The 17,192-nt window shown below is 57.1% G+C and carries 18 protein-coding genes; 10 read left to right on the forward strand and 8 right to left on the reverse strand.

What is annotated here, in order from left to right; genetic code table 11:
• Positions 1-650: 650 nt before the first annotated feature.
• From hpxZ to EAH77_RS22575, 4 genes are read right to left on the reverse strand one after another with little or no spacing between them, the layout of a single operon-like run.
• Positions 651-1,034 carry an oxalurate catabolism protein HpxZ gene (gene hpxZ, locus EAH77_RS22560; RefSeq protein WP_140475310.1) on the reverse strand — a complete coding sequence of 128 codons (384 nt, stop codon included), beginning with the start codon at positions 1,032-1,034 and terminating at the stop codon, positions 651-653.
• A gap of 19 nt (positions 1,035-1,053) precedes the next feature.
• Entirely contained in the window at positions 1,054-2,454 is a 1,401-nt protein-coding gene (locus EAH77_RS22565; RefSeq protein WP_140475312.1) for an AtzE family amidohydrolase, read from the reverse strand.
• Positions 2,451-2,663: an oxalurate catabolism protein HpxX gene (hpxX, locus tag EAH77_RS22570; protein WP_241673518.1), complete on the reverse strand. Its 213-nt coding sequence runs from the start codon at positions 2,661-2,663 to the stop codon at positions 2,451-2,453. The genes EAH77_RS22565 and hpxX overlap by 4 nt, the downstream gene beginning before the upstream one ends.
• Before the next feature lie 23 nt (positions 2,664-2,686).
• A complete protein-coding gene (locus EAH77_RS22575; protein WP_140475314.1) occupies positions 2,687-4,273 on the reverse strand; it encodes a gamma-glutamyltransferase family protein in 1,587 nt (528 codons plus the stop codon).
• 189 nt (positions 4,274-4,462) lie between these two features.
• Here EAH77_RS22575 and EAH77_RS22580 point away from each other — a divergent pair, with 189 nt between their 5' ends.
• The 9 genes from EAH77_RS22580 (at position 4,463) to uraH (ending at position 11,785) form a co-directional block, all read left to right on the forward strand.
• Positions 4,463-5,302, forward strand: a complete 840-nt coding sequence (locus EAH77_RS22580; protein ID WP_140475316.1) for a MurR/RpiR family transcriptional regulator — start codon at positions 4,463-4,465, stop codon at positions 5,300-5,302.
• Between the two features lie 228 nt (positions 5,303-5,530).
• Positions 5,531-6,322 (forward strand): transporter substrate-binding domain-containing protein, encoded by a 792-nt coding sequence (locus EAH77_RS22585; protein WP_140475318.1) that lies wholly within the window; start codon positions 5,531-5,533, stop codon positions 6,320-6,322.
• A 21-nt stretch (positions 6,323-6,343) separates the two neighbouring features.
• On the forward strand, positions 6,344-7,009 hold the full coding sequence (locus EAH77_RS22590) for an amino acid ABC transporter permease (protein ID WP_140475320.1): 666 nt from the start codon (positions 6,344-6,346) through the stop codon (positions 7,007-7,009).
• 2 nt (positions 7,010-7,011) lie between these two features.
• Positions 7,012-7,662, forward strand: coding sequence for an amino acid ABC transporter permease (locus EAH77_RS22595; protein ID WP_140475436.1), 651 nt, complete (start codon positions 7,012-7,014; stop codon positions 7,660-7,662).
• Positions 7,662-8,411 (forward strand): amino acid ABC transporter ATP-binding protein, encoded by a 750-nt coding sequence (locus EAH77_RS22600; protein ID WP_140475322.1) that lies wholly within the window; start codon positions 7,662-7,664, stop codon positions 8,409-8,411. The genes EAH77_RS22595 and EAH77_RS22600 overlap by 1 nt, the downstream gene beginning before the upstream one ends.
• 35 nt (positions 8,412-8,446) lie before the next feature.
• On the forward strand, positions 8,447-9,685 hold the full coding sequence (locus tag EAH77_RS22605; protein WP_140475324.1) for a pyridoxal-phosphate-dependent aminotransferase family protein: 1,239 nt from the start codon (positions 8,447-8,449) through the stop codon (positions 9,683-9,685).
• Positions 9,685-10,959, forward strand: a complete 1,275-nt coding sequence (gene hpxK, locus EAH77_RS22610; protein ID WP_140475326.1) for an allantoate amidohydrolase — start codon at positions 9,685-9,687, stop codon at positions 10,957-10,959. The genes EAH77_RS22605 and hpxK overlap by 1 nt, the downstream gene beginning before the upstream one ends.
• Positions 10,956-11,450: a 2-oxo-4-hydroxy-4-carboxy-5-ureidoimidazoline decarboxylase gene (uraD, locus tag EAH77_RS22615; protein ID WP_140475328.1), complete on the forward strand. Its 495-nt coding sequence runs from the start codon at positions 10,956-10,958 to the stop codon at positions 11,448-11,450. The genes hpxK and uraD overlap by 4 nt, the downstream gene beginning before the upstream one ends.
• Positions 11,450-11,785 carry a hydroxyisourate hydrolase gene (gene uraH / locus EAH77_RS22620; RefSeq protein ID WP_140475330.1) on the forward strand — a complete coding sequence of 112 codons (336 nt, stop codon included), beginning with the start codon at positions 11,450-11,452 and terminating at the stop codon, positions 11,783-11,785. Before uraD ends, uraH begins: the two co-directional genes overlap by 1 nt.
• A gap of 11 nt (positions 11,786-11,796) precedes the next feature.
• On the opposite strand, the gene EAH77_RS22625 is transcribed toward uraH, so the two are convergent.
• On the reverse strand, positions 11,797-13,068 hold the full coding sequence (locus tag EAH77_RS22625) for a glutamine amidotransferase-related protein (protein WP_140475332.1): 1,272 nt from the start codon (positions 13,066-13,068) through the stop codon (positions 11,797-11,799).
• A gap of 228 nt (positions 13,069-13,296) precedes the next feature.
• Positions 13,297-14,214 (reverse strand): hypothetical protein, encoded by a 918-nt coding sequence (locus tag EAH77_RS22630; protein ID WP_140475334.1) that lies wholly within the window; start codon positions 14,212-14,214, stop codon positions 13,297-13,299.
• 340 nt (positions 14,215-14,554) lie between these two features.
• Between EAH77_RS22630 and EAH77_RS22635 the strand changes: the two genes are divergently transcribed.
• A complete protein-coding gene (locus tag EAH77_RS22635) occupies positions 14,555-15,064 on the forward strand; it encodes a DUF1993 domain-containing protein (RefSeq protein WP_140475336.1) in 510 nt (169 codons plus the stop codon).
• A gap of 41 nt (positions 15,065-15,105) precedes the next feature.
• Here EAH77_RS22635 and EAH77_RS22640 read toward each other — a convergent pair whose 3' ends face one another.
• Together EAH77_RS22640 and EAH77_RS22645 are read right to left on the reverse strand one after the other, a co-directional pair.
• Positions 15,106-15,879 (reverse strand): amidohydrolase, encoded by a 774-nt coding sequence (locus EAH77_RS22640; protein WP_140475338.1) that lies wholly within the window; start codon positions 15,877-15,879, stop codon positions 15,106-15,108.
• Positions 15,867-17,027 (reverse strand): pyridoxal phosphate-dependent aminotransferase, encoded by a 1,161-nt coding sequence (locus EAH77_RS22645; RefSeq protein ID WP_140475340.1) that lies wholly within the window; start codon positions 17,025-17,027, stop codon positions 15,867-15,869. The genes EAH77_RS22640 and EAH77_RS22645 overlap by 13 nt, the downstream gene beginning before the upstream one ends.
• Positions 17,028-17,192 lie beyond the last annotated feature (165 nt).

Below are 17,192 nucleotides of genomic sequence, written 5' to 3' on the forward strand. Positions count from 1 at the left end.
TTTAAATTCAACTTCAACTTCAAATTCAACTTCAACTTCAACTTCAACTTCAAAGTCGTGGGCGTCGGCCCACACCGACCAGAGACCCGCAATCGCGCGGGTCTCTGGACTCTACGCTCTTTTAAAAACAGCAGCTGCGCAGGTCACAATGGCCGTGTTTCAGTGACCAGGACGATAGCCGCAAACTCCGCCGCTCCGCGGTTCTCTCATTGCGGGTTACAACCCGCGAAAAAAGATTCGCGGTTTTCCACCTCTTATTCGACGTCGTTTTGAACGCGGCCGGAGCTTTTTCAAATTCAAAACCGATCTGCTTATCTGCTTATCTGTTTATCTGCTTTTGTCTTTTCAAAAAGCCAAGGCCGCATTCAAAAATGTCACCGGCAAGTCGGTGGCGAGACAACGTCTTTACCGTTGGCTCAAACCCGCAGCCGGGAATCGCGGAGCGATGACATTTTGCGGCTATAACCGAGGTACCTGAAACACGGCCATCCCGATTCAGCGATAGCGCGCAGTTTAAGAGCCGGGGATTCTGAAGGGGTGTGGCGATAGACACCCCTTCAGGCCAGTTTGGGTGGCAACCCAAGGTTTTGACCTTGAATTTGAATCGGAATTTAAAAATTAGCAGGTTTGGGCGGCAGCCCAAGATGATGTTAAACCATCAGGCTGACGTGAGCCGCCACAATTTTCCAGCCACTCGGCATCTTCACCCATGTCTGCTGCTGACGACCAACACGGTCAGCGCCTTCGCGCCGAAACTCGGTGCTGGCGACGGCCATGTCATCGCCAAACGTGGTGATGGTGGTGTTGACTAACTCACGGTCGAGGCCCTGCGACGGGCGCGCGGCGCGGAACGCGCGGATAGCGTCGATGCCGTAGAGATTCTCACCCACGCCGTAGCGTACGGTGCGTGGATCGTGCCAGAACAACTCGTCAAGCACGTCGGTGTCGTTGCTGATCAATGCCTGTTCATAACGGTAAAACGCCGCATTCATTTCGGCCAGAATCGCCGGGCGGTCGATGTTATCTGTTTTCATTCTGCGTTCTCTGGTTAATTTATGCTGTCACCGGTGAGGTAAATACCTTCACCAAACCCTGTTGCTCGAGTGCCCAGGCGGCGCGCAGGCACAGGTCTTCCCTCCATGGTGGGGCGATCAGTTGTAAACCGATCGGCAAACCGCTGGCGGTTATTATAGGTACCGACACCACCGGTAAACCAAGGAAAGAGATCGGCTGCGTCAGCATTCCCATGCTGGCGCGGGTGGGCAGGTCGGTATCGTTAATGCGAATGATGTCCTGACCAATCAACGTAGCGCTGCATGGCGTGGACGGCGCGATCAGAATATCCCAGTGTTCGAACAGCGTTAAAACCTGCTGCTGGAACTGGTGGCGAAAACGCTGCGCCTGAACATACCACGCGGCGGGGATCATCGCCCCGGCTAATAAGCGTTCACGTGATAATGGTTCGAATTGTCCGGGAATTGTGCGCAGTAGCGGTAAATACTGGTTGCCACCTTCGGATGCGGTGATCACAAACGCCGCCGAGCGGGCCAGTTCGGCCTGTGGCATCTCAACCTCTTGCTGCGCCTCCAGCGCTTTTGCCACCTGTTGCACGGCGGTTTTGGCATCCTCGTCACACCAGGTGGAGAAATAACCGCCGAGCACCGCAGCGCGCAAGCCCTGCTGGCCGCGCGTCAGTCGGCTGAAGGTTTCGGTGGTGGGTTTATCGGCCTGAAAGGCGTCATGCGGGTCGGTGCCCTGCATGGCGTCATACACTTGCGACAAATCAGCAGCGCAGCGCGCCATCGGGCCGATATGGTCCAGACTGGCGACAAACGGCTGGCTGCCACTGCGCGAAATCCGCCCGAAGGTGGGTTTCAGACCGAGAATACCTGAGAGCGACGACGGTACGCGGATCGAACCGTTGGTGTCACTGCCCAGCGTAAAATGCACCAGACCGGCGGCCACGGCGGCGGCGGAACCGCCGGAGGATCCCCCGGCAATGCGGCTGATATCGCGCGGGTTACGCGTTACGCCATAGTGGCTGTTTTCGGTGGTGAAACCGTAGGCGTAGGCATCCATATTGAGCATGCCCGAAAGCATCGCCCCTTGGCTGGCCAGGCGCGACACCGTCCAGGCATCGGTTTTCGCCACCGGATTACTGCTGTTGAGGCTGGCTCCGGCCAGTGTCACCTCGCCGGTTACATCGAGCAGGTTTTTGACCGCGTAAGGTATGGCGGCCAGGGGCGGTAAAGTGCCGCCGCTGGCGCGCAGCCGGTCAATCTTCGCCGCTTCGCACAGCATCCGGTCGCGGGTGACGTGAGTGAAGGCGTTAAGCGTCGGATCGCTCTTTTCAATGTTATCCAGCGTGGCGCTGGCGATTTCGCTGGCCGACACGTCCCCGCTTTGCAGCGCATGATGCAGCTGGCTGATCGTCAAATCTTCGCAGGATTTCATGCTCTATACACCCCGGCAATTTCAAGGCGCGAGTCCAGCGGCAGCGCCATCAGCGGCTCTGCCATCTGCGCGATGCGGCTAAACTGCACCAGCACTTCCTGACGACGTGCGTCGTCGAGCTCTAGCCCGAGCACGGCTTCCATCTGGCGGGTATAGGCGGCCCAGTCGGTTACGGTCGCGCCCTTTGTCATGTTTTTTATTTCAGTCATCCTGTTTCCCCTGTCAAAAATAATCAGAATCCGGCGGCGCTGCCGTTACTGCGTGGGTCGAACGCGCCTTCGAACATGCCGTTGGTATGGCGCACGATAGCCCCGGCGTGGCCGACGGCTTCGCTGAAGTCAGGCAGTATTTCAACGTCATGACCCCGCTGACGCAGCCCGGCCAGCGTGGTGTGGGCGAAGCGTCCTTCCAGTTTTAGTGAGTCCGAGCTTTCACCCCAGGTGCGGCCGAGCAGCCAGCGCGGGCCGCTGATGGCCTGCTGTAACGACTGGCCCTGCACCACGTGGCGGATAAACACCGCCGCCTGCGTTTGTGGCTGTCCGTCGCCGCCCATCGAGCCGTAAACCAGGGTGCGGCCATCGTATAAACGGGCGGCGGCCGGGTTGAGCGTATGGAAAGGTTGTTTGCCCGGCGCCAGCGCCAGCAGGTGGTCGGCGTCGAGGCTGAATGACGCACCGCGGTTTTGCCACAGCACACCGCTGCCCGGCAGAACTACGCCGCTGCCAAATTCGTGATAAATGCTCTGAATGAAGGAGACTGCCAGCCCGCTGCTGTCCATCACGCCCATCCAGACGGTATCGCCGGGGCCTTTGCCCTTGCCCCAGTCGGCGGCGCGGTGCGGGTTAATTCGGGTGGCGAGGGCATCGAGATAGTGTGGATCGAGCAGGCTTTGCGCGTCCTGCGTCATCATTTTCGGGTCGGTAATAAAGCGGTCACGCAGGCCGAACGCCAGCTTGGTGGCTTCGACAATGCTGTGGATCGTGGCGCTCTCATCCATGGTTGCCAGCGGCAGGCGGTCGGTCAGGCCAAGGATCGCCAGCGACACCAGCCCCTGCGTCGGCGGCGTCAGGTTGAACACTTCGCCCTTGCTGTGTTGCAGGCGAAGCGGCGTACGGCGTTGCGGTTGGTACGCCGCCAGATCGGCGCGGGTCACTGGCATCCCGAGTTTTTCCATATTGTCGGCCATATTGTCGGCCAGTTCTCCGCGATAAAAACTCCCCAGCCCATCCTCGCACAGCATGGATAACGTCTGGGCCAGCTGCGGCTGGGTAAAGCGGTGTCCGGCACGCGGCACTTCGCCGTTCGGCAAAAACACCTCGGCGAAAGATCGAATATCTTTCAGCTCATGCTGTTTAGCGCGGGTCGCCGCCTCCTGCGAGGCGGTAACCGGAATGCCGTCGGCGGCGTAGCGGATGGCATCGCGCAGCAGGCGCGACAGCGGTTTTTGCTCGCCACCCAATTCCACGGAGACGTTCAGCGCTTCCTGCCAGCCGCCCACCGTACCGGCTACGGTCAGTGCGGCTTTTGGGCCACGGTGTGGTATATGGCTTTCACCGGCGTAGAAATCGAGCGTGGCGTGGGTTCCGGCGGCACCGCTGGCGTCAATGGCCACCGGGTTACCCTGCGGCGGGACAATCAGCCAGAAGCCGTCACCGCCGAGTCCGTTCATGTGCGGGTAGACCACCGCAATTGTCGCGGCGGCGGCGACCATGGCTTCAATGGCATTTCCCCCTTCGCGCAATACCGCCAGCGCGCTTTGGCTGGCGAGATGATGAGGCGTGACCGCCATACCAAGCGGCGAACTGTTACTGTTGATCATGCATGACACCTTTTTTGTTTGTGCGACGCGTGCAGGGAGTGCGTCTTATGGCTGTCTTCGTCATAAGAGCAAGCAAGAGGTGTTCCAGATTGGCGGAGAATGGCTATTTTTGTGAATAATTTGTCTTGTAATGATAAGTAGGGCGCATGGTATGTTGCGCTGAAACGTTGGTTACAGAGAGCGGAAGAGATGAAACAGATTGATGAACGCCTGCGCGAACACTATCCGGCGCTGACGCCGCAGGAGCAGCGGGTGGCGGATTTTATCTTCGCCAATATCGATGACCTGATGAGTTACAACAGTGCAGAGCTGGCGCGGCTGAGTCATGTCTCCAAGGCTACCGTCAGCCGGTTGTTTAAACGCCTTGGTTACCCGAGTTACCGCGATATGCGTGATGAAGTCCGCACCCTGCGCCAGAGCGGGATGCCGCTGACCGACAGCCGTGACGCCGTGCAGGGCAATACGCTGTTGTCGCGCCACTATAAGCAGGAGATGGCCAATCTGACCCAGTGGATTAACCAGATTGATGAGCCGCAGTTCAGCGCCGTGATCGCCGCGCTGAGCCAGGCGCGTCAGGTGCGTCTGCTCGGTTTTCGCAACAGTTATCCGGTGGCGCTGCACCTGCGCCAGCAACTGATCCAGGTGCGGCCGGGCGTGATGATGATGCCGCAGCCGGGCCAGACGCTGGCCGAAGAGCTGGTGGATCTGACCGCGCAGGACGTGGTGATTTTTGTGGCCTTCCGCCGCAGGCCGCGCATGGCAAAAACTATTCTGGCGCAGTTACAGGCACTGGGCGTGCCGGTGCTGCTGATTTGCGAACCGCAGGCGCAGGCGCTTACCCCGTTGGCGACCTGGCATCTGGCCGCACCGCTGGACAGCGTGTCGGCGTTTGACGCCTACTCGGCGGCGATGAGTCTGGCGAATCTGCTCAGTAACGCCTTGTTGCACGACATGCTGGCGTCAGGCCGTCAGCGCATTCACCAAATTACTGACCTCTACAGCGACCTCGACGAACTGGAACAGCGCTAAGCCGCGCCTTTTTGGTGCTACCGCCCATTTTTAGTGCGCACTTTGCCCCCTGAATGCCCTCTGCATGCCCGGTTACCCGGGCAGTGTATTCGGCCTATCTCCCTGGATGACCCTGTAAAACGCGACTTATCTCTCATTTCATCTGCGGCGCTCGCTTTGGCACATTAGTTGCAGAAAGCTTATTTAAAGAATCTATCGTTTCACAAACTCAATCACCGGAGATAATCTATGAACATGAACAAACGGCTGTTGGCATGGGCGGGTGCGGCACTGCTGGTTTTACAGGCATCCGGCGCGATGGCCGATCAGTTGCAGGATATCCAGAAACGCGGCGTGCTGCGCGTGGCGATCCCGCAGGATTTCCCGCCATTTGGTTCGGTCGGTAAAGATCTGCAACCGGAAGGTTATGACATCGACATGGCGCATTACCTGGCCGACAAAATGAAACTTAAGTTGCAGCTGGTGCCGGTCAGCAGCGCCAACCGCGTGCCTTACCTGCAAACCGACAAAGTGGATCTGGTGATCTCCAGCCTTGGTAAGAACGCCGAGCGGGAAAAAGTCATCGACTTCAGCAACGCCTATGCGCCGTTCTTCCTCGGTGTTTTTGGCGCCAAAGATGACAACATGACGGCGCTGACCGGCCTGTCCGGTAAAACGGTTGGTGTAACCCGCGGCGCGGTGGAAGATCTGGCGCTGACCGATGTGGCACCGAAAGATGCCAAAATTCAGCGTTACGAAGACAACAACACCACGCTGTCGGCCTATCTGTCCGGTCAGGTGCAGTACATCGCCACCGGCAACTTAGTGGTCGCGGCCATTGCCCGCCAAAATCCGGCCAAAGCACCTGTTTCTAAAGTGATGCTGAAAGACTCCCCATGTTTTGTTGGCCTGCGTAAAGACGAACCGGCGCTGAAAGAGAAAGTGAATGCGCTGATTGCCGAAGCGGTAAGTGACAAAACGCTGAACACGCTTTCTGAAAAATGGATGAAAGCGCCACTGCCTGCGAATCTCGGTTCCTGAGCAGGATAGGGGAGAAGCGACATGACCTATCAGCTGAATTTTCTCGCGCTGTGGCCGTACATGCCGGAGCTGCTGTCCGGCTTGTGGACCACCATCCAGCTGACAGTAATGGCAACGGTTGGCGGCATTGCTATCGGTATCTGCGGTGCCGCCATCCGCTGCGGTAATAATAAAACGTTGCGTACGCTATGGGGCATTTACGTCGAAGCCATTCGTAATACGCCGTTTGTCGTACAACTCTTTTTTATCGTGTTTGGCTTGCCGGGCATGGGGCTGAAAATGACTGCCGGGGAAGCGGCGCTGCTGGCGATGCTGATTAACCTCGGCGCCTACAGCACTGAAATTATTCGCGCCGGTATTCAGGTGACGCCAAACGGCCAGTGGGAAGCGGGGCGGGTGCTTGGCCTGACCCGCCGCCAGACCTTTTTGCGCGTGGTGTTACCGCCGTCGCTGAAACGTATTTATCCGGCGCTGGTCAGCCAGTGCATTATCGTGATGCTGGGTTCTTCGGTGGTGTCGCAGGTCTCTTATGAAGAGCTGACCTTCGCCGCCAACCTGATTCAGTCGCGCACCTTCCTGAGCTTCGAGGTGTATCTGGTCACCACGCTGTTCTACCTGCTGCTGTCGGTGGCGATGCGCCAGCTGCTGCTGTTCGCCGGACGCCGTTTGTTTGGGAGCTACAGCTGATGATGACTTTTACCGACTGGGACATCGTGCGCAACCTGCTGCTGGCGGCGCGCTGGACCATTTTACTCTCGCTGACCGCATTTATCGGCGGCACGCTGGTGACCCTGCCGCTGCTGCTGATGCGCCTTGGCAAACGCCGCTGGCCGACGCGTTTTGTGCGTCTGTACTCCGAACTGTTTCAGGGCACACCGCTGCTGATGCAGCTGTTCCTGGCTTTCTTTGGTCTCGGCCTGTTCGGTATCGACGTCAGCCCCTGGACCGCCGCCGCGCTGGCGCTCACCTTCTACACCAGCGCCTATTTGGTGGATATCTGGAGTGGCAGTATCGACGCCTTGCCGAAAGGCCAGTGGGAAGCCTGCCGCTGTCTGGGCCTCAGTTTTGGCCAGACCTTATGGCGCGTGGTGGCCCCGCAGGCGCTGCGCATCGCCATTGCGCCGACCGTGGGTTTTTCCGTGCAGGTGATCAAAGGCACCGCGCTGGCGTCGATTATCGGCTTCGTCGAACTGACCAAAGCCGGAACGATGCTCAATAACGTGACCTATGAACCGTTCAAAGTCTTCGGGCTGGTGGCGCTCGGCTACTTCCTGATGTGTTATCCGCTGTCGATGTACAGCCACTACCTCGAGAAAACCTTGCGTGGAGAGACAAAATAATGCCGCTTATTACCATTAACCAGGTACAAAAATATTACGGGCAGAACCATGTACTCAAAGGCGTGGATCTGGATATCGACGGCGGCGAAGTGATCTCCATCATTGGCCGCAGCGGCTCGGGTAAAAGCACCCTGCTGCGCTGCATCAACGGGCTGGAAGGGTATCAGGACGGCAGCATCAAGCTCGGCGGCATGACCATCACCGACCGCGACTCGCAGGCGCGTGACATTAGCCGTTCGGTGGGCATGGTGTTTCAGAACTTCAATCTCTTCCCGCACATGACCGCACTGGAAAACGTCATGCTGGCGCCGCGCCGGGTGCTGAAAAAATCCGCCGCCGAATGCCGTGAGCTGGCCGCGCAGATGCTGACCAAAGTCGGTCTGGCCGACCGCATGGATTACTACCCGGCCAATTTGTCCGGCGGGCAGCAACAGCGCGTGGCGATTGCCCGGGCGCTGGCGATGAACCCGAAAGTGCTGCTGTGTGATGAAATCACCTCGGCGCTCGACCCGGAGCTGGTGGGCGAAGTGCTGAAGGTGCTTGAGCAGCTGGCGAAAGAGGGCATGACGCTGGTGCTGGTGACGCACGAAATGAATTTTGCCCGCGAAGTGGGCGACCGCGTGGTGTTTATGCATCAGGGCACCGTGTGGGAACAGGGCGAAAGCCGGGCGTTGTTTGCCAATCCGCAAACCGCCGAACTCAAACAGTTTATTGCTTCGGTCAGAGGGCTGGCCGACGCCTCTGTCTGAAGCTGAAAAACCGCATTCCAATGTAAGGATTAATCATGCTGGATATTACGACACTCGGACAAATCAACCCGCCAACCCGTCTGCTGATGGGGCCGGGGCCAATCAACGCTGACCCGCGTGTGCTGCGGGCGATGAGCAGCCAGCTGATCGGCCAGTACGATCCGGTGATGACCGGCTACATGAACGAGGTGATGGCGCTGTATCGTGCGCTGTACAAAACCGACAATCAGTGGACCTTCCTGATCGACGGTACGTCACGCGCCGGTATCGAAGCGGTGCTGCTGTCGGGCATTCGCCCCGGCGACAAAGTGCTGGTGCCGGTGTTTGGCCGTTTCGGCCATCTGCTGTGTGAAATCGCCCGCCGCTGCCGCGCCGAAGTGCACACCCTTGAAGTGCCGTGGGGCGAAGTGTTTGACCCGCAGCAGATCGAAGATGCCATCAAATCCGTGAAACCGCGCTGGCTGCTGACCGTGCAGGGCGACACCTCCACCACCATGTTGCAGCCGCTGGAACAGCTCGGTGAGATGTGTCGCCGCCACGGCGTGCTGTTCTACTCCGATGCCACGGCCTCCTTCGCCGGTAACCCGATGGAAACTGATGCCTGGGGTCTGGACGCCGTCTCCGCCGGTTTGCAGAAATGCCTCGGCGGCCCGTCGGGCAGTTCGCCGGTCACCATCAGCCCGCGTTTTGCAGAGCAGATCCGCCGGCGTAAATGTGTCGAAGAAGGGATCCGCACGGCTGACCACGCTGACGGCGACGAGGAGATGATCTACTCCAACTATTTCGATCTCGGCATGATCATGGATTACTGGGGCCCTGAGCGTCTGAACCACCATACCGAAGCGACCAGCATGCTGTTTGCTGCCCGCGAATGTGCCCGCGTTATTCTCGAAGAAGGTCTGGATAACAGCATCGCACGCCACAAACTGCACGGCGGCGCGCTGCTGGCGGGGATTCAGGGGATGGGGCTGGAAGTATTCGGCGACCTGAATCACCGCATGAACAACGTGCTTGGCGTGGTCATTCCGCAGGGCATTCATGGCGAACAGGTGCGCCAGATGATGCTGAACGATTTCTCGATTGAGATCGGCACGTCGTTTGGTCCGCTGGCGGGCAAAATCTGGCGTATCGGCACCATGGGTTACAACGCGCGCAAAGACTGCGTGTTGCAGACGCTGGTGGCGCTGGAAGCGGTCTTACACCGTCTGGGCTATGCGTCGAAATACGGCGCAGGCTCGCAGGCCGCCTGGGATCATTACGCAGGAGGTCAGTAATGGCAGAAGCCTTTACGCTGGCTGCGGTTTCCGCCAGCGCCGCCCGGGCGGCAGAGCGGGTGATGGCGCGCTGCGACGCACTCGCAGCCATCAGCGAAACGCCGGGTCAACTGACCCGCGTGTATCTTTCGCCTGAACATTTACAGGCCAACCGTCTGGTCGGCGAATGGATGGCGGCCGCCGGGATGCGCGTCTGGCAGGACAGCGTCGGTAATATCTGCGGTCGCTACGAAGGGTGTGATCCTTCCGCGCCTGCGTTGCTACTCGGTTCGCATCTCGACAGCGTGCGTAATGCGGGGCGTTACGATGGCCCGCTCGGCGTACTGACCGCGTTGGAAGTGGTTTCGCATCTGCATCAGAACGCGATCCGCCTGCCGATGGCGGTGGAAATTGTCGGGTTCTGCGACGAAGAGGGCACGCGGTTTGGTATCACACTGCTTGGCAGCCGTGGGCTCACCGGCACCTGGCCTGCTGACTGGCTGGAGCGCAAAGACGCGCAGGGCATTTCCGTCGCCGAAGCGATGCTCCGTGTTGGGCTGGAGCCGCTGCACATCGGCGCGTCACAGCGTGCGGTCAGCGATTTTTGCGCCTATCTGGAATGTCACATCGAGCAGGGACCCTGTCTGCAAAGCGCGGATATGCCGCTCGGCGTGGTCACTGCGATCAACGGCGCACGCCGCCTGAACTGCCGTTTCACCGGCCACGCCGGCCATGCCGGAACCGTGCCGATGGGCCAGCGTCAGGACGCTCTGACCGCCGCCGCCGAATGGACGCTGGCGATCGAGAGCATGACCACCGCCAGCGGTCACCATCTGGTCGCGACCGTCGGCACGCTGGAGTGCCTGCCGGGCGCGGTGAATGTCATTCCGGGGCAGGTAAAACTGTCCCTCGACGTGCGCGGCCCGCGTGATGAGGCGTTATGCGCACTGCTGAAAGTCTTGCTGGCGAAAGGCCATGAGATTGCCGCCCGGCGTGGGCTGACGTTTGATGCCGAGCAGTTTTACGGCATCAGCGCGACGGAGTGCGACCAGGGTTTACAGCACCGTCTGAACCAGAGCGTCCTACAGTTACAGGGGCGGGCGATGTCATTGCCAAGCGGTGCCGGGCACGACGCGATTGCTATCGCCGAATGCTGGCCGGTCGGCATGCTGTTTGTGCGCTGTAAGGACGGGATCAGCCATCACCCTGATGAGTCCGTCACCGCCAGCGACGTCGCGTTTGCGGTGCAGGCGTATATCAATACGGTGCTGAGTTTCGACGAGGGGCATTTATGACGCTCGATGAATTTAACGCGCTGTCGGAATTCGAGGCGGTCGCGCTGCTGCGCCCGTTGGTTAATCTTCCTGCCTGGGCAAAACAGGTCAGCGATGGACGGCCCTATTCCTCCACGGAACGGTTGATGCAGTGCGCAGAAGCCGCCTGCCAGCACTGGCAGGCGCAAGACCTGACCCAGGCGCTGGCGGCCCATCCGCGTATCGGTGAACGTGCTGCGGGATCCAGCAAAGAAGCGCAGCTTTCACGGGGCGAACAGGCGACGCTAAACATCAGCCATCAGCAGGTTATCGATGCGCTGCGCGATGGCAATTTGCGCTACGAGCAGCGTTTCGGGCAGGTGTTTTTGATTCGTGCCAAGGGGCGCAGCTCGCAGGAGATACTCGAAAACCTGCAACGGCGGTTATTGAATTCGCCGGAAACCGAAGATCAGGAGACCGCGCAACAATTAAAAGAGATCACCCTGCTGCGCTTAAAGGAGATATTTCAATAATGACTAAGATCACCACGCATATTCTCGATACGTCATTAGGTCAGCCCGCAGCCAATGTGCGTGTCTGGTTGGAAAAGGTAGACGGCCAGAACATCACCCTGATGGGTGAAACGCAAACCGATGCCGATGGCCGTGCTGCCAAATTAACGCCGGAGCCGGTGGCGTCAGGCCGTTACCGGCTTTGCGCGGATATCGGTGCATATTTTGCCGCCACCGGACGGGAGACGCTTTATCACTCGGCGATCATCGATGTGATGATTTCCGGCGAACAGGCGCATTACCACTTGCCGCTGCTTATCAGCCCCTATGCCTATTCCAGCTATAGAGGCTCTTAATTTCCACCGTTTCAGCCCATCAATAAATAGGGTTGTTTCAGCCGCACGCTTTTGGTCAGCGCGACGTGGCTGACGTCCCGCTCCCCGTTACACTGGCGGACCTGTTGCAGGAACGCCATCAGCAGCGGGTTAGGGCGTTCGCGGCGCGACTGTAAATCAGGCTGGGCCTGAATGCCGACAAAGAACGGATGATCATGCAGTTCGATGGCGTCGGCGCTCTGGCCCATCTCATCGCTGCCGCTGATGCGCAGACCGGCCACGTGCAGTTCATCCAGCAGTTGCGGGTTCAGGCTCCAGCGCTGGTTATAACGCAGGTTGGCTTTGCTGCCCAGCCACTGTTCGATACGGCTGCCCGCTTTGCTGTACATCCACTGATTGCCGAGCCGCTGTTGCGGCGGATTACCCAGCGGCAGGCTGGTTTGCAGCGTATTCAGTGTGGAAGGGCCATGCATCACCACGCGGTCCTGCCCCAATACCTGCTGGCCCAGCGCGGCCACCATCAGATGCATCCCCTGATTAATTCCCAACAGCGGTACGCGGTTTTCCAGCGCCCAGGCGGTGACTGCCAGCTGTCCGGCCAGCGGGTTTTCCCCGGCGCTGTTGAGTACGCCTGGCAAGAGAATACCGTCGACGTCAAACAGCGTGCAGTCGAGCTGGCTGCCAATCAGGTTTGGCGTGACGTAAACCACCTCAATGCTCAATGCCAGTGCATCGGTAGCATCTCCCAGTGCAGCGAGCATCGCCGGATAGCTGTCGCGGTGCTCGGCAACATCACCGACTAACGCCAGGCGCAGTTTTTTTCCGGTGCGCATCACTGGCTGGGAAACCGACCCGAGCGCCCAGCGTCCGAAGGCGTCGCGCGCCCAACCATTGCTGCGTATTTTGCCGGTGGTGGTGTCTTCGAGCTGGAACTTATTTTGCTGTTTTACCACCCGTAATGACTCCACTGTGATGCCATTTTCTGCGGCCAGTAGGGCCAGTTCCTGGCTCATTGGCTGCGTGGAGGGCACCACGATATCTTCTCTTAATGCGCGCTTTATCAAGGTGTTAAGGTCTGATTCTGCACCCGCATCGCGTCCGGTCAGGCGTTCAAGCCACACCAGCCCGCTGGTCAGTTGATGCCCCTGCGCGGTGACGTGCTGACGCGCATTGGCAAAGCGTTTTGCATCATGAGTGACGGGCAGGTGACACAGCGGCAACGCACGCAGTTCAGCAAGTATCGCGGCCATCGCACCGTACAAAGCCGGTTCGGGCGTGGGGTGAGCAATAAAGGTGATCGTCATCAGTAAGCCTCTGTCAGATGTTTTAGCGGAGGGATTTAATGCAAGAAGCGATCCAGAGTGCGCGGTGGGTTTGTAAAACGCGGGGCCGGTTTACCCTCTGTTCAGAGGTTTTCCGGCGAAAAAATCATTCAGTGAGTTGATAGTAAAAGACATTTATCCGGGAATATTAAAGATAAGTTTTCGTATGCAGAAAAGAGGCTGAAATTGATTCGGCCTCTTTGTTATGTTTTATGCTGGATAATCTACGATCTTCATTGTGTTAAAACTATTGGTTTGCGATACGGTAAAGTCACCGTAATTCCCTAAATTATCAAGGATGCGGAAGGTCAGTGGATTATCGAAGGTATCACTCAATGGATTATCAGTCAGCGCTGCTGAAATCCTCGTGAAGGTAACCTGACCTGGATAATTATTGACGGTAATATCGTAATTATCTATTGCCGTGGCGGACTGAACGCTAATAGTCTGCGTTTTATTTGCATCCAGCGGCCATGCATAAAGCTGTTGTGTGCTGGCAGATGTGTTTCTCTGTGCAAAAATATTCATTGAACCGTATCTCCATTCCACCGCCACGATAGGGTTTCCATTTTTCAGACTCAGATAATAGTTATCCTGGTCAATGGTTACACCATCGGGATATTTCGGAGAGTCTGAAGTGTTTTGCTGTGTAAAACTCACGTCAGCAAGTTTATAACGCGAAGGCGCAATACCCAGGCACTGTATATGGCTATCAAACTCGGTGGAGTGAGTTGATACAGTACTTTCGTCCGGGAGGAGGATCATGGCTCCAATAGATACAGGGGTTTCTACTACTGTGGTCACCCAAAAACGGAACGACTGGACATCACTGAGTGGCCCTGGTGTGGTAGTTAATGTGTTATCCGCCAGTGTGTGAGTATAGATATTTTCTATTTCACTGATGGACCAGTCATAGCTGAATCGGGCAGCATTATTATAATCGATAAGATTTAATTTGTTTTTATCAAATTCGGTTAATTTAACCGGGTAGCCATTTTCGTCAACCACCTTAATATCGACGATGATCTCCGCCTGCATATTTCCATTAGCAAGGATTTCCACCGGCGTTGCCCCTGATGGCGTTCTTACGGAAAACATCTCTACTTTGCTCCAGGTTGATCTTGACATGGTAATACCTCTTTCTCAATGGAATTTAGGTTAATTGAATTTTTGTTAAACTCGCCGTTTAATATGGTTTTCGAAAAGAGGTTTTGCACATCATTTGTAATAAATTATTTTAATGATGTATTTTAAATGGCGTTTTTAAATAATCTATTATTTCTAATTTCATAGAGTGGCTGTGTTATATCGATTTTGCACGTTTACTTTTTCTTCATTTCCTTACTGTTTTTACAACCCGAAAAACCTGAAGCTTGCGCACCGTTTGCAACACAAAAGGCCATGTGGTGATGAGCTTAAAGCGCTAAGCTCAGCGCAGATTGTTCTCATAACCCATTAAGGAAGCATCATGTCAGCATCACTTTACGGCAGCACAGCAGCGCAGTTTGTTCGTGGTTTACATAATCTTTCAGCATTGCTGGAGAAAGGCGCGGCCTGGGCTAAGGAAAGCGGAACATCGGAAGAGAGCGTACTGAATACCCGCCTGGCGGAAGATATGTACCCGCTGATGCGTCAGGTGCAGATCGTCAGTGATATGTCGAAAGGGGCGGTGGCGCGTCTGGCTGGGGTGACACCGCCAGCGATGGAAGATACCGAAACCACGTTTGCTGAACTGCAGGCACGTATCGCTAAAACCATCAGCTTTATCGAAAGCGTTAAACCCGAACAGCTGGACGGTGATGACTCACGCCCAATCACCGTTAAAGGCCGCAATGCGGAGCATAACTTTACGGCTCACAGCTATGTGATGAGCTTTGCCATCCCGAACTTCTATTTCCACGTCACCACCGCCTATAACATCCTGCGTCATCTGGGCGTGAAGTTGGGGAAATCAGATTTCCTCGGCGAAATTAAATAATATTGCTTCTTCCCGGCCAGTCTCCTGGCCGGGGATCTTTCTTATTCCTGATGCGAAAAACTGTCAGCATCGCGCCACGCCGGGAAAGCCTCGCGGTATTGCTGTAAGGCTTCCAGCGAGAGTTCAGCGTTCAGCACAATGGCCGCCCCCGGTTCTGCGCGGGCCAGATCTTCACCCTGCGGGTTGATAATCACGCTGTCGCCGCTGTAATGATGGCCATAATCGTCATCCCCGACGCGGTTGCATCCGGCCACGTAAGCCTGATTTTCAATCGCGCGGGCGGTAAGCAGTGCCGACCAGTGACGGCTGCGCGGTGCAGGCCAGTTGGCGACGTACAGCGCCAGATCGTAATCTTGCTGATTGCGTGACCACACCGGAAAACGCAGGTCATAACAGACCTGTGGCAGAATACGCCAGCCGCGCCACTCGACGATTTCACGCCGTTTCCCCGCTACATAATAGTTGTGCTCACCGGCCATGCGGAACAGGTGACGCTTATCGTAAAAATGCATTTTTCCCTCTGGTTCAACCAGCAGGAAACGGTTCACTGCGCCGGTTTCTGTGGTCAGCGCCACGCTGCCGCCGACCAGCGCATTCAATTCTTTTGCCCACTGGTGTAACCACTCAATCACCCGGCTTTCTAGCAGGGCGCGGTCCGGCGCCTGCATGGCAAAGCCGGTGGTGAACATTTCCGGCAGAATAATCACATCACGCCCGGTCAGGGCAGGCAGCAGACTGTCGAAGTGAGCGAGGTTAGCCTCACCATCCAGCCAGACTAAGGGTTGCTGTAACAGGGAAAGTTTTAAAGTTGACACAGGCGCTCCGCAGCGGCGTCCAGCGTGGCTTCCTGTTTGGCAAAGCACAGCCGGATCAATTTATGGGGGAAGGGCGCGGCACAAAATACTGACATCGGAATGGCCGCCACACCGACATGTTCGGTCAGCCAGTGGCAGAAGGCAACATCATCGAGATCAGAAACGTCGCTGTAATCGACCAGCAGGAAATAGGTGCCCGCACCCGGCAGCACTTTCAGGCGGCTGTTGGCCAGCCCCTGCGCCAGCCGGTCACGTTTAGCCTGATAAAACGCGGGAAGTTCCTGCCAGTGCTCAGGGTGCTCACGCAGCATATCGGCCAGCGCCAGCTGAACCGGCGTGGTGATAGAAAACGTCAGATACTGATGCACTTTGCGCAGCTCTGCGCTGATAACCGCCGGTGCCACGCAGTAACCCACGCGCCAGCCGGTCATATGGAAGGTTTTGCCGAAGGAGGAGACCGCAATGGCGCGCTGGCGCAGTTGCGGGTGGCGCAGCACGCTGGCGTGGCCCTCTTTAGCGAAGCAAATGTGCTCGTAGACTTCATCACTGAGTACGAAAATATTGCGATCTGCAATGCGCAGCCACAGTTGCTCAACGTCGTCATGGCTCCAGGCGGTGGCCGACGGATTGTGCGGCGTATTGATGATCACCAGTTTGGTGCGATCGCTCAGGTTATCGGCGAAGGTGGCCCAGTCGACTTTAAATTCGGGCGGTTGCAGCTGGATGCGTTTCATCACACCGCCTGCCAACTGGACGGCCGGTGCGTAGCAGTCGTAGCTTGGGTCAAATGCCACCACTTCATCACCCGGCCCGACCAGCGCGGTGATGGCGATGTACAGCGCTTCAGTGGCCCCGGCGGTAATGGTGATGTCGCGGGTGGCATCCGGCGCGTAGCCGTAAATCTGTTCGGTTTTGGCCGCAATGGCTTCGCGCAGTGCGGCGGTGCCGGTCATCGGTGCGTACTGGTTTGCGCCCTGGCTGACATGATGGGCCAGCCGTTGTTTCAAAAAGTCGGGACCGTCAAAATCAGGGAAGCCCTGCGACAGGTTGATGGCGTTGTGCTGCTGCGCTAAGGCACTCATCTGGGTAAAAATCGTGACGCCTGACGCGGGAAGTTTGCTCTGGGGAATTAACGCTGCTGTGCTCATAGCGGGGCCTGTCTTGCGGACGTATGTTGCTCACGATGATAACACGATGTTAAGATTTGGCAATCGAGACGCTTAGATGGCTAAATGTCATTATCGTCTAATTAATCGCTAGGTTTTATATAGGTTTTCATCTTATCTCTCTGCCGCACTGGGCAAGGCTTGCAA

Source organism: Ewingella americana (genome assembly GCF_006438725.1).
Lineage (GTDB): Bacteria > Pseudomonadota > Gammaproteobacteria > Enterobacterales > Enterobacteriaceae > Ewingella > Ewingella americana_A.